Consider the following 15,612-nt stretch of genomic DNA (forward strand, 5'->3'; position numbering starts at 1 on the left):
TAGCTGACTTGCCTTCGGAGAGAGGCGACCTAACGGCTAATTGAGGTGGAAACAGGGCGAAATATGGCTTTTCCATGGCGCGTGACCGTCAGCTTGTCGCAGAGGAAGCGCGTGCAGGCTCAATGGCTTACAGCGACAGGCCGTGCCGTACAGTTTTACAGAGCCGCCTTACAAGTATTGTCAAATATTGGTTGGCTTGCACGTTTGAGAAAATCGTTTTTCTCTCATTAAAAAATATGAGTGACTGAATTTTCTTAGTGAAACCGCTAAATACAAGTCACCGCCGAATACCTTAACAATTTGGCTCAATCTGGAATCATTGACTCCTTCCTGAATACATGCGTCAACTATCTTTACGTTGTTTAAGGTTTGGCTTCTGAAGTCTTTCGAGAGAACGACTGCATTTCAGGGAAGCTCCGGGACAGCGCGGGAGGGGTTTCATTATGCATAAATTACTTCGGGCCGCGGCGGTTAGCCTGGCGGCCAGCGCATTTGCACTTTCTGTTTCATCAAGCATTTCCTCTGCGGAAGAACCAATCAAGATTGCCCACATTTATGGTAAAACCGGCCCGTTTGAGGCTTATGCCAAGCAATCCCATGTGGGCCTGATGATGGGACTGGAGTACGCCACTGGCGGAACCATGGAGATTGACGGTCGTAAGATTGAGGTAATTGAGAAAGATAGCCAGCTCAAGCCGGATATCGGACGGGCCATGCTGGCCGAGGCTTATGGCGATGACGAGGTAGATCTGGCGATTGGGCCAGTCTCTTCTGGCGTAGCGCTGGCCATGCTGCCCGTTGCCGAAGAATATGAGAAGCTGCTGATCGTAGAACCTGCGGTGGCAGACAGTATCACCGGGGCCAACTTCAACCGCTACATTTTCCGCACATCCCGTAACTCCTCTCAGGATGCGATCGCCAATGCTGTGGCGCTTGGACAGGATGGCGCCTCTATCGCCACGCTGGCACAGGATTATGCGTTTGGCCGGGATGGTGTGGCTGCTTTCCGCAATGCCATTGCAAAAACCAATGCCAAGCTGGTGTTTGAGGAGTACGCACCGACGGACACCAAGGACTTTACCGCGAGTGCCCAGCGCATTTTTGAAGCGCTGAAAGATGAAGAGGGCCGCAAGTTCCTGTTCGTGATCTGGGCTGGTGGCGGCAATCCGCTGGCAAAGATTAACGCCATGAACCCAGAACGCTACGGGATTGAGATCGCGACAGGTGGCAATATTCTGGCTGCGCTTAAAGCCTACAAGGCCATGCCGGGTATGGAAGGGGCGACCTACTATTACTACGAGATCCCCAAGAACCCGGTGAACGACTGGTTGGTGAAGGAGCATGTGGCTCGTTACAACTCGCCGCCGGACTTCTTTACCGCTGGCGGCATGGCTGCGGGCATTGCGGCTGTGGAGGCAATCCGTAAAGCTGGCTCTACAGATACGGAAGAGCTGATCATCGCGATGGAAGGCATGGAGTTTGAAGGGCCGAAGGGACTGATGAAGTTCCGTGCTGAGGACCACCAGGCGCTGCAATCCATGTATCACTTCAAAATCCGTGTAGACCCTGAGGTGGAATGGGGCATTCCTGAACTGGTGCGTGAACTCACCATTGAGGACATGGATATCCCTATTCAGAACCAATAAGTCTGGCACCCTCACGCTTTCAGGAGGGAGCGGGCTTCTCGCTTCCTCTGCTCAATCTCAAAAACACAATGCTCTGGCCTGCGGTGCTTTTCTGCTTTGACGCTGACCTCATCCTCAGCAGCAGATAATTGGCACAGCGGGACTTGCAGAGCACCGAAGAGCGAAGTACAGGCCCATGGACATTCTCTTAAAGCTGTTTTTGCCGCTTTCGCTGGCGTTTATCATGTTCTCCCTCGGGATCACGCTGACACTGCAGGACTTCAAACGCGTGGTGCAGATGCCGCGTGCGTTCAGCGTTGGCATGCTGGGGCAGTTGCTGTTGCTGCCCGCCATCGCGTTCCTCATTTTGCAGGTTGTTGAGCTGGAGCCAGCCATGGCATTTGGCGTGATGCTGCTTTCCTTTGCGCCGGGTGGTGTGACGTCCAATATGCTGACGCGTTTCAGTGGCGGGTCGGTTGCATTGGCTGTGTCGCTGACGGCTGTTACCAGTGTGCTGTGTGTGCTGACGGTTCCGATCTTTTCGGCAGCAGCTGCGGATTACTTTCTGGGTGCAGCGATGCCCAAGATTGATGTGACTGCCATCGGTATCTCCATGGCTTTGATCACTGCTGTTCCCGTTGCTTTGGGTGTGGCCGTCAATCATCTGGCGCCCTCGTTTACCTCTGCCATTTCCAAGGCGGTTTCCCTGGTGGCTTCCGTGTTGTTCGTGGTGATTGTGCTGGGTGCGATTGCCACCAACTGGTCGGTGTTGACCGCTAACATTCTGGAGCTGGGACCAGTGCTCATCTTCCTGAATGTGGTGATGCTGCTGATTGGTTATGGCGGAGCGAAGATGATGAAGCTTTCGCATCCAGATAGTGTTGCCATTGCCATGGAAGTGGGCGTTCAAAACGCCACGCTAGGGATCACCGTCGGAGCTCTGATTGCCATGAGTGGTGAGGCCTTGCCGCCTTATAGTCTAGCCTCGGGCATTTACGGCATTACCATGTATGGCTGCGCTTTCCTCTTCATCTTATGGGCACGGCGGAAGGCGAAGGCACACCCGGAACTTCGTGCTCAAAATGAACTCTCCTAGAAAGCAGGCCGCTGGTGATGCAAGCAGATGAGAAGCCGGTTCTGAGTACGCGAGATTTGACCATTCGCTTTGGTGGTCATGTGGCGGTTGATGCGGTGTCCTGTGATTTTCATCGTGGGACGCTGACGGCAATCGTTGGGCCGAATGGCGCGGGGAAGACAACGTACTTCAACCTGATCTCAGGTCAGCTGGCAGCCAGTTCCGGTCATGTCTGGTTTAATGGTGAGGACATCACCCGCATGTCGGTGGCGGATCGCACTTTGCGGGGGATCGGGCGGGCGTTTCAGCTGACCAATCTGTTTCCCGGCCTGAGCGTTCGTGAAAATGCACGGCTGGCCGTGCAGGCTCATCAACGCATGGGGATGGATTTGTTTTCCATGGCGGACAGTCATGTGGAGCTGATCCAGCGGGCCGAGCACATTCTGGCGGAGGTTCATCTGCTGGATAAGGCCGAACAGATCACCTCAGAACTCTCTCATGGAGATCAACGCAAGCTGGAAGTAGCTCTAATGATTGCCATTGGTCCGCAGGTGCTGATGTTTGATGAACCAACAGCAGGCATGAGCGTTGATGAAGTGCCCATTGTGCTCGACCTGATCCGCGAACTGAAGCAGGACAAGGACCGAACCATCCTGCTGGTGGAGCACAAGATGGATGTGATCCGCTCTCTGGCAGACCGGATTATCGTGCTGCACAACGGAGAGTTGGTGGCAGATGGAGACCCGGCGGAGGTGATCGCCTCCCCTGTCGTGCAGCAGGCCTATCTGGGTGTTGCGCCCGAAGAGAAAGAAGAGGGTGCGCATGTCTGATGCTCTTCTCACGCTGAAAGGCGTTCACACCCATATCGGGCCTTACCACATCTTGCAGGGCGTTGATCTGGTGGTTCCACGCGGCGGCGTGGCGGTTCTGCTGGGGCGTAATGGCGCTGGCAAGACGACCACGCTGCGCACCATCATGGGGCTGTGGCAGGCTTCGCAAGGGGCTATCCTGTTCGACAATGCAGAGATCCAGAAGGAGACCACACCTGCCATTGCCCAGCGAGAGATTGCCTTTGTGCCGGAGGATATGGGCATCTTCACCGACCTTACGGTTCATGAAAACATGCTTTTGGCAGCTCGCAGTGGCGCGATTGATAAGGAACGATTGAACTGGATTTTTGGTCTGTTCCCTCCCCTCAAGACCTTCTGGCAGAGTGCGGCGGGCAATCTTTCTGGCGGACAAAAGCAGATGCTGGCTGTTGCGAGAGCCATCATTGAGCCACGTAAGTTGCTGCTGATTGATGAGCCCACCAAGGGGCTGGCCCCTGCGATCATCAACGCCATGATTGCCGCGTTGAGAGAGCTGAAGGAAATGCAGACGACGATCCTGCTGGTGGAGCAGAATTTTTCCATGGCGCGGGCGGTGGGAGACACCGTAGCGGTGATGGATGACGGGCAGATTGTGTACTCCGGCGAGATGGCGGAGCTGGCCGACGATGCTGAGTTGCAGGAGAAGTTGATGGGACTTTCACTGGAGGCGCACCAATGAGCGACAGCCTGATTAAACCACGCATTGAACGCCCTCCTCTTTCTGAAGTGATTGAAGCCAAAGCTCCCTTGTTTCTGGTGCCGGTTCTTATGTTGATTGGATTGCTGGCGATTGGGTCAGGTTCCACCTGGTTGACGCTGACCGCAGCCGGGCTGGCGATGGGGATGATGATCTTCATCATGGCCTCCGGCCTCACTGTGATTTTTGGCCTGATGGACGTGATCAACTTTGGGCACGGGGCATTCATCTCACTGGGTGCCTTTGCAGGTTTCACCATCTTGGGCCTGTTGGGCGGCTGGATCGAGAGCCCCAGCATTGCACTGAACCTTGGGGCTGTTTTGTTGGCGGTGGCGTTTGCCATGCTTGTGACGGGGTTGGCGGGTTATGGCTTTGAGCGGCTGATTGTGAAGGCAGTTTATGGGCAGCACCTGAAGCAGATCCTCGTAACTATGGGCGGGCTGGTTGTCACTCAGCAGCTGATCTATGTGATCTGGGGGCCGGATGAGATCGTGCTGGCGCGGCCAACTGCGTTTCAAGGCTCCTTCGTTGTTTTAGGAGCTGCCATTGAGAAGTATCGCGTACTGGCCATTGCAATCGGGCTCGCCCTGTTTGTTGCCATGCGGTTGGTGCTGAGCCGGACGCGTATTGGGTTGCTGGTGCGGGCTGGTGTTCAAAATGGCGAGATGGTGGAGGCGCTGGGGTATCCGATCCAGAAGCTGTTCCTCGCAGTCTTCATGGTGGGCTGTGCACTGGCCGGGCTCGGCGGGGTGATGTGGGGGCTTTATCAGGAAACCATTACAGCTCACATGGGCGCTGAAGTGATGATCTCCGTGTTCATCGTGGTGATCATTGGCGGGCTTGGCTCCATAGAAGGCTGCTTTATCGGAGCCATGCTGGTGGGGTTGCTGACCAACTACACGGGTTTCCTGATCCCCAAGCTGGCGTTGGTTTCGACTATTCTGCTGATGGGGGCTGTTTTGATGTGGCGGCCTCAGGGGCTCTACCCTGTCGTCAAAGCGCATTGAGGAGTTCAGGCGATGATGATGAAACTCCTTTCCGGTGACAGCCCTCGCAGCAAAATGCTCAGTGCCGTGTTGCTGCTCATCCTGTTCGGGCTGATGTTTGCGCCTTTCCTGTTTCCGGGCACGCGGTCACTGGATACAGCAGCGCGGATCTGCATCTTCATTGTGCTGGTGGCCAGCTATGACTTGCTGCTGGGCTACACAGGAGTGGTATCCTTTGCGCACACCATGTTCTTTGGCATTGGCGCTTATGGCACCGCGCTAGCACTGGTGAACATGGGAGCCTCCTACAGTGCGATTGTGCTGGGTACGGTGTGCGGTGCGTTGGTCGCCGGGGCGTTTGCCTTCGTGATTGCACTGTTCTCTTTGCGTGTGAAGGCGATCTTCTTTGCGATGATGACGCTGGCGGTGGCGAGTGCGTTTCTGGTGCTGATTTCACAGCTGTCAGGCATCACCGGCGGTGAAGACGGGTTGAGCTACCGCATCCCCCGGGAGATGACGCCCGCGTTCAAGCTGATAAAAGAGAAGGTTCTGGGTGTTCGGCTTAATGGCAAGCTGATCACTTACTATGTGGTCTTCTTCAGCAGCCTGTGCCTGTTCCTTGTTTTACTGCGCATGGTGAACTCGCCGTTTGGCCGGGTGCTGCAGGCAATCCGCGAGAATGCGTTCCGGGCAGAGGCGATCGGGTACAAAGTGGTGCGATATCGCAGCGTGGCAACGATCCTGTCTGCGGTGATGGCAGCGCTTGCGGGCTCCCTGATGGCCATCTGGTTGCGCTATACAGGGCCGGCAACCACCCTCTCTATGGATATAATGGTGGACATTCTGTTGATGGTTGTGATTGGCGGAATGGGCAGCATGTATGGCGCCGTGATCGGGGCTGTTCTGTTCCTGCTCACACAGTCATATTTGCAGGATCTCCTTGGTATCCTTCAGGAATCATTGGGTAGTTTGCCCGTTGTCTCCGATGTGGTCTCGCCAGAACGGTGGCTGCTGTGGCTGGGAATCTTGTTCATCTGCAGCATCTATTGGTTCCCCAAGGGCGTGGTGGGGCGGTTGCGAGGTACATAATTCTCCGAGATTTCGCTTTTTTGGCGTTTACACCTTGTGGATTTCATCGGGAGTACCTAGGTTGGCATGGACGAGCGAGCTAAGAGATTTGCTTATCCCGTAGTATTAGAGGGGCGACATATGACCCGTCCCCCTATATGAGAATTAAGACTGGCTTTTTTGAACGAGAACAGAGCTCAGGCTTGGTTACTACGGGCTGTTTTTGGAGACACACTTGGCAGTGTTACGATTGACCGATCGCGACAATGTCCTTTTCTGCCTTTGAATACATTGCTCGTCACAAATAACTCGCCCTCATCAGGTGAGTTGGATTTTTTGGCTTAAAGGACGTTTCGATGAGACAAGACGGTACCCTCAAATTCTTCAACCACGACAAAGGCTACGGCTTCATCACCCCAGGTGACGGATCCAAGGACATCTTTGTTCACATCACAGCTTTCGAACGCTCCGGCATCGCAGTTCCAGCTGAAGGTGCAGCGATCACTTTCGTTGCTGAAGAAGATCGTCGTGGCCGCGGTTTGCAGGCTTCCCAGATTGAGCTTGCTTAATCTTTACGATTTGTGGGTTTGCAGGGTTTGCTTCAGCGCAAGCTGAACGCACATTGTAACCACCTCAGGATTGGCCTGATGAGCGCGGCTTGTGCCGGACGCCGTCAGGCCTTTTCTTTTTTACGCGCAGATTTCAGCGATTTTTCCACGCAGGCACTTGCCTAAAGCTCCTGTCTTCCTATTTACGGAAACAGGCTGCAGCACACTGCCTTCGATAGTGGGTATTTTGTGCAAAGCCGCTCACATCTTTGTTTTCACACCCTAAATTTCATGGTTGTCTGGGTGACTTGGCCTCGCAAAGTTGCTGCTGATGGCCTATACTGACAAAAGTCGCAGATCTGCGATGACATACAAAACATTATTCTCTGCGATTTCTCGCAGAATTGGGCAAGGGACTCATTGTGAAGGGCACGACGAAAGCCAGCAGAACACAAAATCGCATTCTTGATGCGGCCATCGACTATGTGCAAGCACAGGGCGGTGGGCAGTTTTCGTTGGATGCTATTGCCAAGCATGCGGGTGTTTCCAAAGGCGGTCTTCTATACAACTTCCCGAGCAAACAGGCGCTCATCCGCGCCATGGTTCAATATCACGTAGATAGCACGCGCGAAACGATCGCCTCTGAAGAGCATAAGCTGGCTGAGGACCCGTATCGCCACAAGCTGATGCGTGCTTTCCTCAAAGGGCTTTGCAGCAAGTTCAAGGAAGACAACAAGGCCGCCTCCGGCATGCTGGCTGCAATTGCAGATGACCCAAGCCTGCTCGATCCTGTCCGCGTGTTTCATAAAGAGATGTATGCTCGTATTCAGGATGAGTCAGAAGACCCAGAGCTGGCGACACTCGTCTATCTGGCCGTTGAAGGCGTTCACAGCAATGGCATCTTTCAGGTTCTGGATGAGACCCAGCTGAATGTTGAAGAGCAGCTTGAACGGATGTTTGAGATACTCAAGTAAAGCTCTGCCAGACTTGAACTCTTCTCAGCCCTGAAAACCCAAATATATCGCCAGATCCCCCTCCCCTCTGCTAGCATTGATACTTAAGTATTTTGTACGGAGAACCGGTTGCGTTCTTCGTGGTTGCTCAAGGCGTATCCTGATCCGAAACCGCTGTCATTTTCGGGGATACGCTCAACGGAGGGGTACAGATGAAACGTCGTGACTTTCTTAAAACAGCTGTGGCAACGGGCGCTGCCGGTGGGGCCTCAGTTCTTGCTGCGCCAGCGATTGCAAACGCGACGCTGAACCTGAAGCTTGTGGGTGCATTCCCAAAGGGCTTCCCAGGTGTTGGCACCTCTGCTGAACAGCTGGGCAAGCGCATTGAAGCGCTGTCTGACGGAAAAATCTCCATCAAGTATTATGGTGGTGGTGAGCTGGTACCTCCGTTCGAGACTTTCTCAGCGGTTTCCTCCGGTACAGCTGATATCGGCCACAACGCACCTTACTATCAGGTGGGCAAAATCCGTTCGACCATGTACTTCACCACTCTGCCGTTTGGTCTGGATGCGACTGAGCTTTCAGGCTGGTTGCGTCATGGCGGTGGTCAGGCATTGTGGGACGAGGCCTATGCACCGCACAACGTGAAGCCATTTTACGCAGGCAGCTCTGGTGCACAGGCTGGCGGTTGGTTCAAAAAGCCGATCAAGTCTCTGGATGATCTTGTTGGTCTGAAGATGCGTATCGCGGGCCTTGGTGGAGACATTCTGCGCAAAGTGGGCGCAACCACTGTTGTGACACCTCCGCCAGAAATCTACCCAGCTCTGCAGTCCGGTGTTGTTGATGCCGCTGAGTTTGTTGGCCCATGGAATGACCTTGCACTCGGCCTTTACAAGATCGCACCTTACTATCATCTGCCAGCCTTCCATGAGCCAGGTCCGGGTCTGGAAATGATCGTCAACCAGAACACCTATGAAAACCTGAGCCCTTGGCTGAAGGAAGTTCTGGCACAAGCTGCGACCGCGCAGGCAGAAGAAAGCACAGCGGAGTTCCGCTATAACAACACCATTGCTCTTTCCACACTGGTTGAACGCGGCGCTATTCTTTCCGCCTTCCCACCGGATGTGATTGAAGCCATTGGTGCAGCGGCCCGCGAAGTTATTGCGGCTTACCCAGCAGGCGATGCGATGAGCGAAAAGATCCACGGTTCCTATATGGAATACGTGAAAGCTTGCTCTTTGTACGGTGCGCGGATGGAGGGTCAGCTCTATCAGGACCGGGCTCAGGTCTGGTCTACTTAAAGCTGGCTCAAGTAAAACGAACAGACGGGGAGAGTTATCTCCCCGTTACCCTAGGTTGCTTAAACGACTCACCAAATGCACACCCGCATGCAGCTTTCCTCTTGTAGCCTCTGAAAACTCAAGTATATTTGGGAAATAGTAATTAATTGCAACTTGCATATATACTTATAGCGTAAGTAGTTTATCTACTAACACTACTTAGGTGAGAATAAGTAGGTAGTTAGTACAAATCTAAGCAGTAGAATAAAGACTCTATAAAGAATTACTGACTCAATTTGGGCGTGTATTCACAAATCAGTGAAACTGGGTGTCAGATTACCCCATTTTAAATTGAAACTTGGGTTTCCCTAACAGGTGCTCTCATGCGTCGTATTCTTTTAAAATATCGCATCATCGCGATATTCATGCTGGCATTTGTGCCAATGCTTTATTTTGCAGGTGCACAAATCATCACCGCCTACAACAACAAGGTGGAAGCATCTAACATCGGACAGGTGGCAGAGTTTGTGCCTGTGTTGAGTGCGGTTGTCCATGAGTTGCAGAAAGAGCGCGGTCGCTCCGCCGGGTATCTCGGCGCGAAGGGCAAGGCATTTGCCGAAGGCCTTGCAGACCAGCACAAGCTGACCGACAGCAAAATCCGTATTTACAAAACCGCGCTGGAAAACATTCACCTCGCCTCCATTGATAAGGGCCTTGCTGCGCAGGTGGAGATGGTGAACAGCCGGTTGGCAAACATTGATCGCATCCGCAACAACGTCAAAAGCCTGAATACGACCGTTGGCGAGACTGTTGCTTACTACAGCGGCACCATCAATGAAGCCTTCACCTTCCTGCCAAGCACCATCGCTGTAAGCCGGGACGCAAGTCTGGTTCGCGAGCTGAGCATGTATGAAGAAATTTTGCTTGGTAAAGAGAACGCAGGCATTGAGCGCGCAATCGGCGCGAACGGCTTCAGCGCACAAGAGTTTAATGCAACGATCTACCACCGTTTCGTTCGCCTAGGCTCAAGTCAGGATACCCACTTCAAAACCGCTCGCGCGCTGATGACGGCTCCTCAGGAGAAGTTTCTTGATAAGATCTTCAGCCGTCCAATCATGAGTCAGGTGCAAGCCGCGCGTAAACTGGGCTATGCCTCCGCATTTGGCGGTGATATCTCCTCCGTTTCCGGTACCGAATGGTTTGATTTGGCAACCAAACGCATTGATGCGCTGAAAGACTTCGAAGATTACGCAGCTGATGAGCTGGTGATGCATGCGCAGAAGTTGTCTGCAGACGCGCAGTGGCAGTTCATGTTTGCCTGATCATCGCTGGTTTGGTGACCGTACTGGGTATTGGTGCTGCTTACACCATCATCCGCAGTGTTTCCGTTCCTGTTGCAGCTCTGCTGACAGATGCACGTAATCTGGCTGATGGCGATACCTCCGTGACCTTCTCCGGCGCTGTCGGCGTTGATGAAGTCGGTCAGGTGGCAAACGCTGTGATGTCCTTCCGTGACACTGTTGCTGAGCAGAAGCGCCTGCAGAGCCTTTCTGAGAAGGAACATGAGCAGGAGCGCAATCGTCAGATGCATGTTGATCAGCTGATCAGTGCATTCAACGATCAGGTTTCCAGCGTTCTTGACCGTGTTGATGACAACACTGGCAAGATGCAGCAGACTGCTGACTCCCTCACCCACATTGCGACCACTACATCCGACCGTGCAACAAGCGCTGCTGGCTCTTCCGAGCAAGCCTCTTACAACGTGCAGACTGTGGCTTCCGCAGCTGAAGAGCTTTCTGCTTCTATCGAAGAGATTGGCCGTCAGATCTCCCAGACCAAGCAGACCGGTGACGATGCAACCACTGTTGCAACTGCCACCAACGATCACGTCACGGATCTGGATCAGGCCGCGCAGAAGATTGGCGAAGTGGTCAACCTTATTCGCGATATCGCTGAGCAGACCAACCTGCTGGCACTAAACGCGACCATTGAAGCAGCGCGCGCTGGCGAGATGGGCAAGGGCTTCGCAGTTGTGGCCTCTGAAGTGAAGGAACTGGCGACCCAGACATCCAAGGCGACTGAAGAGATTTCCTCGCAGATCTCCGGTATTCAGGGTTCCACCAAGGAAGCTGTGACCGCCATTGAGCAGATTGCAGGCACCATGCAGCAGGTGAACGAGTACACCAGCTCCATCGCCACCGCGATTGCACAGCAAAACGCTGCGACCTCTTCTATCAGTCAGAACATTCAGCAGGCTGCACAAGGCACTCAGGATGTGGCGGACAGCATGAATGTGGTGACCAGCTCTGTTCAGGAAACCAACAGCTCTGCCAATGAAGTGCTGGAGGCTTCTACCTCTGTTTCCAAACAGGCAACGGAGCTGCGCCAGACCATCTCAACCTTCCTGAAGGATGTTGTGGCTGCCTAATTGGCCGGTCAAAGCGAAGAGTTGATGTAGGGAGGGCTTCGGTCCTCCCTATTTGTTTGTTCCCGAGTTGACCTTGGCTGGAAAGCCATATAAGGGCGCCATGCAAAACGTTGATGTTCTTATTATAGGCGCAGGCGCCGCTGGCCTGATGTGTGCTATTGAGGCTGGAAAGCGCGGTCGTTCCGTGCTGGTTGTTGATCATGCCAAGCGCCCAGCAGATAAAATCCGTATTTCTGGCGGTGGTCGCTGCAACTTCACCAACCTGCACGCCTCCCCTGCCAACTATCTTTCCGAGAACCCTCGTTTTGCGGTGTCCGCGCTGAAGCGCTATACCCAGCACGACTTTATCGCACTCGTCGATAAGCATGGCATTGGCTGGCATGAGAAGACACTGGGACAGCTGTTCTGTGATGACAGTGCCCAGCAGATCATCGATATGCTGCTTGGCCTTTGTCAGCAGGCTGGCGTGCGTATTCAGCTGGAAACCAGCATCACCTCCCTGACCAAGCCGGACGACCGCTTCACCATTGGTACTTCCAGAGACACAGTGCGGGCGCATTCTGTTGTGGTGGCGTGTGGTGGGCCTTCCATTCCTAAAATGGGTGCGACCGGATTTGGTTACGAAATCGCCAAGCGGTTTGACCTGCCTGTGGTGACGCCTCGAGCAGCGCTGGTGCCATTTGTGTTTGATGATGCCATGCGCGAGCGCTCCAAGCATCTGGCTGGTGTTTCTGTTGATGCTGTCGTGTCTTTCAAAAAGACCAGCTTCCGCGAAGGCCTGCTTTTCACACACCGCGGTCTATCTGGTCCATCCATCTTGCAGATTTCCTCTTACTGGGAAGAAGGCAAAGACATTCGCGTCAATCTGCTGCCAAACACCGATGTGTTTGAGGCTCTGAAAGCGGCGAAACAGAACCAGCCAAAACAGGACATCAAAACGGCCCTTTCCGGCTTGCTGCCCAAGAAGCTGGCGACCCATATTGCAGAGGAACATAAGCTGGGCGGACGTCTGGCGGACACCTCCGACAAGGTGCTGCGCAAAGCTGCTCTGGCGATCAACGAGTGGACCATCAAGCCTGTGGGCACGGAAGGCTATCGCACTGCTGAAGTCACTCTTGGCGGTGTCAGCACTAAGGCGCTCTCCTCCAAAACCATGGAAGCCTCAACCGTCCCTGGCCTCTTCTTCATCGGCGAAGTCGTCGACGTCACCGGCCACCTCGGCGGCTTCAACTTCCAATGGGCCTGGGCATCGGGACACGCGGCCGGGCAGTTTGTTTAGAAGAACCGCTCAGGCACTCTGATGCTGTCGCCGGGTTGGATGTAGACGCGGGCGCCGGTGAGTTTTACCGGGATGTCGTAGTCATTCCCGTTTTTGCGAATGAAGACGCGTTTGGTGTTGGCTCTGTAGGAGTAACCGCCAGCAATAGCCACTGCATCCTGTAGGGTTAGGCCGTTTTTGTAGGGATACTCGCCGGGTTTTCCGATTTCTCCCTGAATGAAAAATGGTCGGTAATTCAACACTTCCAGACTGATGCGTGGGTCTTTGAGATAACCATCTTTCAGGGCAACGACGATTGCATCTTCCAGTTCACCCAGGCTTTTGTTTTTGGCGGCGACATCTCCCACGAGCGGCAGGTCCAGATTGCCCTGATCGTCGACGACAAACTCGCCTGACAAGTCTGGCTCACCAAATACGATGAGGCGTAGTTTGTCTCCTGAGCTAGGTGATAGGCTTTAGCCTGTGAGAACGCGCTGTCTGTGACCAGTTGCTGATGTTGTGCGGAACTGCTCAGATCACTTGGTGTGCAGCCGTGAGCCCAGAACGCGACAAGGAGGACTGACAGGACGTGCTGTATGTATTGCATTACATTACCCTCTTACACTACTGCCTGCTCTGCTGTTCCTTGTACTCAAGGACTGCGCAACACCTACACACAACATAACAATGTAAACGAGAGCAACCGCCTGTATCTCAATACTGAAATCTACCGTTGAATGAATTACGACAACGGTGGAGGAGCAAATTCCGATCGCGGGGTATAGTTTTCGGACACGCCGGGAGTACAAACCAGATAAACACTTGGAAAACGACCAAATGAATACTGCAAACAGGATTATGCTTGCAGGAATGCCGAGCCCTACTATTGCTTCAAGATAACTGTTGTGGGCCTTGTCCCATGTGAGTTCTCCAGGGAGCTCAGAAGTCGGGTAGAGCATCAGCATCGTCGGGAAGGCTCCGGCACCTACGCCCTGTAGCGGGTAGTCTCCTATCATCTGCAGAACAGTTTGATAGAGCTGTAATCGATAGCTGTCAGAGATCCCCTGCTGGATCAGTCGGAGGCCTATTGCATTGCCGGACTGCACTAGCAGAAGCCCGATTACACCTGCAACCACCAGAACAACGAGTATGGACGAGGCGGAGACACCACGAGATCTTCGTTTTCGGCTGATGGAGAACGGGCCAAGGCATAGGAACAGAAAGAGCAAAAGAGCAATCAAACTGGAAGCGATGCCGGCTCTGGAATTGGTGAGGAACACTGCACCCCACAGAATGATTGCGGGCCCAAGCAAGGAAGCGGTTTTGAGGGAAGCCAGTTTTTCCAACAAGTGAAGGAAGGGTTCAGACGTGCTTGAGGTCTGAACCAGTTTTCGAACTCTTGCATAAAACAATGTGGTTGCGGTTATCGCTGAGATGCCAAAATAAGTAGCTGCGCTGTTTCGGTTTACAAAGGTTGCTGTGAGATTGGTCGTGTCAAACCGGGGGCCAAACCAAAGAATGTTTGGATCGCCTGAAGCCAGAGCCAATGCGCCATAAATTGCGTAGGCCGTGGCTGAGTAGATCACTGCCAGAAGCAGCACATAAGCACTGGAGGTCTCCTTAGCAAACTGAATGATAAGCCAGGCAAAGACGACGTACGTGGTTAGCCTCAGCAAAGTGAGTTTGCTGAGCAATGGGTTGGAAGTCATCCGGCCATCTAACTCCTCCTGCAACAACACCTCTGAGTAGTTCCAGATCGGGTTAGATAGACCAGCAAAGTCACTGGGGACCAGCTGGATTGAGATCCACAACAACACACTGCCAAGGCATAAAAAAGGGAAGACTAACTGGCTTATCGGAGGGCCTTGGTAGCTCCAGTTTATCCTTGCAGTACTCCAGAGGAGAAACGCCGCCCAAACAACTGCAAAGTTCACGATCCAAAGTAAAACCCTGTTGCTTCCTAAAACCAGCGGACAGAAAACGATGAGAAGCAGCACTAGAGTAAAAGCAGTTCTATCAAGAAATGACCTCGACATACTCCCTCCTCACAAGCGCAAAATGCTTACTTGTGATCCTTCAAGTTTCAAAACCGAGAGTTCACCGGTGAAGTAGGCGCCAGTATCAATGTTGATCCGGTTCTCAAGTATCTCTGGTGCTGAGACAGGAGTGTGTCCATGGACGACCTTTTTCGGGTAGCATCTTACAGAGGAGAGGAAGGCATCACGTATCCATAGTTGCTCGGCAGTGGTTTGCGCGGAGAGCTCTTTCTTTGGATTAACGCCAGCGTGCACGAAGTAGTAATCGCCCAGCTCAAAGCTCGTTGGAAGCTGGCTTAGAAACTCAATCAATCGCGCTCCCATCGCATTTTGCAGATCATACCGCAATTCGTTGCTCATAAGATGGGGATCTGCCCCGTTTAAGGACACACCAAAAGAAGACAGGGTTTCCAAACCTCCAAGTGAGATCCACATTTGGATCAGGGATGAGTCCTTCAGAAAGTCCAGTAAAACCTCTTCATGATTGCCTTTGAGACAAATCCGTTTCCTTTTGTGGGAGGACTGAAACGCCAAATAACTTAGAACCTCTGCACTTTGCTTGCCGCGATCGATGTAGTCACCCAGAAAAATCTCGTAGCAGTCGCCGGAGTATTCAGCGGCATCCTCGTTAATCATCCTGATTGCGCCCTTCAGTAGTTCAAAGGAGCCGTGAATATCTCCGACTACATAGGCCCGGGTGTTTTCTGGTAGTTCAAAAAACCGCGCCGATTGGTTGGCGTCATGCGAGCGCGAAGCTCTGTGTTTTCTGAGTAATGACAACATGAGGCA

General features: G+C 53.2%; 15 protein-coding genes. 12 read left to right on the forward strand and 3 right to left on the reverse strand.

What is annotated here, in order from left to right; all coding sequences use genetic code 11:
* Window positions 1–443 precede the first annotated feature (443 nt).
* The 12 genes from JCM12308_RS14575 (at window position 444) to JCM12308_RS14625 (ending at window position 12,808) form a co-directional block, all read left to right on the forward strand.
* Window positions 444–1,646 carry a substrate-binding domain-containing protein gene (locus JCM12308_RS14575; RefSeq protein WP_054784252.1) on the forward strand — a complete coding sequence of 401 codons (1,203 nt, stop codon included), beginning with the start codon at window positions 444–446 and terminating at the stop codon, window positions 1,644–1,646.
* A 175-nt stretch (window positions 1,647–1,821) separates the two neighbouring features.
* Window positions 1,822–2,721: a bile acid:sodium symporter family protein gene (locus JCM12308_RS14580; RefSeq protein WP_054784253.1), complete on the forward strand. Its 900-nt coding sequence runs from the start codon at window positions 1,822–1,824 to the stop codon at window positions 2,719–2,721.
* 17 nt (window positions 2,722–2,738) lie between these two features.
* Window positions 2,739–3,530 carry an ABC transporter ATP-binding protein gene (locus tag JCM12308_RS14585; RefSeq protein ID WP_054784254.1) on the forward strand — a complete coding sequence of 264 codons (792 nt, stop codon included), beginning with the start codon at window positions 2,739–2,741 and terminating at the stop codon, window positions 3,528–3,530.
* Window positions 3,523–4,248 carry an ABC transporter ATP-binding protein gene (locus tag JCM12308_RS14590; protein WP_054784255.1) on the forward strand — a complete coding sequence of 242 codons (726 nt, stop codon included), beginning with the start codon at window positions 3,523–3,525 and terminating at the stop codon, window positions 4,246–4,248. Before JCM12308_RS14585 ends, JCM12308_RS14590 begins: the two co-directional genes overlap by 8 nt.
* Window positions 4,245–5,273 (forward strand): branched-chain amino acid ABC transporter permease, encoded by a 1,029-nt coding sequence (locus tag JCM12308_RS14595; protein ID WP_054784256.1) that lies wholly within the window; start codon window positions 4,245–4,247, stop codon window positions 5,271–5,273. The genes JCM12308_RS14590 and JCM12308_RS14595 overlap by 4 nt, the downstream gene beginning before the upstream one ends.
* Before the next feature lie 12 nt (window positions 5,274–5,285).
* Complete coding sequence (locus JCM12308_RS14600) at window positions 5,286–6,341, forward strand: branched-chain amino acid ABC transporter permease (RefSeq protein ID WP_054784257.1); 1,056 nt, start codon at window positions 5,286–5,288, stop codon at window positions 6,339–6,341.
* A 335-nt stretch (window positions 6,342–6,676) separates the two neighbouring features.
* Entirely contained in the window at window positions 6,677–6,889 is a 213-nt protein-coding gene (locus JCM12308_RS14605) for a cold-shock protein (RefSeq protein WP_008552358.1), read from the forward strand.
* A 401-nt stretch (window positions 6,890–7,290) separates the two neighbouring features.
* A complete protein-coding gene (locus JCM12308_RS14610) occupies window positions 7,291–7,842 on the forward strand; it encodes a TetR/AcrR family transcriptional regulator (protein ID WP_054784375.1) in 552 nt (183 codons plus the stop codon).
* 191 nt (window positions 7,843–8,033) lie between these two features.
* Window positions 8,034–9,122, forward strand: a complete 1,089-nt coding sequence (locus JCM12308_RS14615; RefSeq protein WP_054784258.1) for a TRAP transporter substrate-binding protein — start codon at window positions 8,034–8,036, stop codon at window positions 9,120–9,122.
* Window positions 9,123–9,484: 362 nt separating this feature from the next.
* Window positions 9,485–10,423 (forward strand): nitrate- and nitrite sensing domain-containing protein, encoded by a 939-nt coding sequence (locus tag JCM12308_RS30035; RefSeq protein WP_208978602.1) that lies wholly within the window; start codon window positions 9,485–9,487, stop codon window positions 10,421–10,423.
* Entirely contained in the window at window positions 10,402–11,529 is a 1,128-nt protein-coding gene (locus JCM12308_RS30040) for a methyl-accepting chemotaxis protein (protein WP_208978603.1), read from the forward strand. Before JCM12308_RS30035 ends, JCM12308_RS30040 begins: the two co-directional genes overlap by 22 nt.
* Window positions 11,530–11,629: 100 nt before the next feature.
* Entirely contained in the window at window positions 11,630–12,808 is a 1,179-nt protein-coding gene (locus JCM12308_RS14625; protein WP_054784376.1) for a BaiN/RdsA family NAD(P)/FAD-dependent oxidoreductase, read from the forward strand.
* Here JCM12308_RS14625 and JCM12308_RS14630 read toward each other — a convergent pair.
* From JCM12308_RS14630 to JCM12308_RS14640, 3 genes are all read right to left on the reverse strand, one after another.
* Window positions 12,805–13,206, reverse strand: coding sequence for a polysaccharide biosynthesis/export family protein (locus JCM12308_RS14630; RefSeq protein ID WP_208978604.1), 402 nt, complete (start codon window positions 13,204–13,206; stop codon window positions 12,805–12,807). The two genes, JCM12308_RS14625 and JCM12308_RS14630, sit on opposite strands and share 4 nt — an antisense overlap.
* Before the next feature lie 192 nt (window positions 13,207–13,398).
* The gene (locus JCM12308_RS14635) at window positions 13,399–14,598 is read right to left on the reverse strand and encodes an O-antigen ligase family protein (RefSeq protein WP_164845317.1); all 1,200 of its coding nucleotides are present in this window, start codon (window positions 14,596–14,598) and stop codon (window positions 13,399–13,401) included.
* A gap of 234 nt (window positions 14,599–14,832) precedes the next feature.
* A complete protein-coding gene (locus JCM12308_RS14640) occupies window positions 14,833–15,606 on the reverse strand; it encodes a metallophosphoesterase family protein (RefSeq protein ID WP_083417133.1) in 774 nt (257 codons plus the stop codon).
* Window positions 15,607–15,612: the final 6 nt, after the last annotated feature.

Source organism: Pseudovibrio denitrificans JCM 12308 (assembly GCF_001310815.1).
GTDB lineage: Bacteria > Pseudomonadota > Alphaproteobacteria > Rhizobiales > Stappiaceae > Pseudovibrio > Pseudovibrio denitrificans.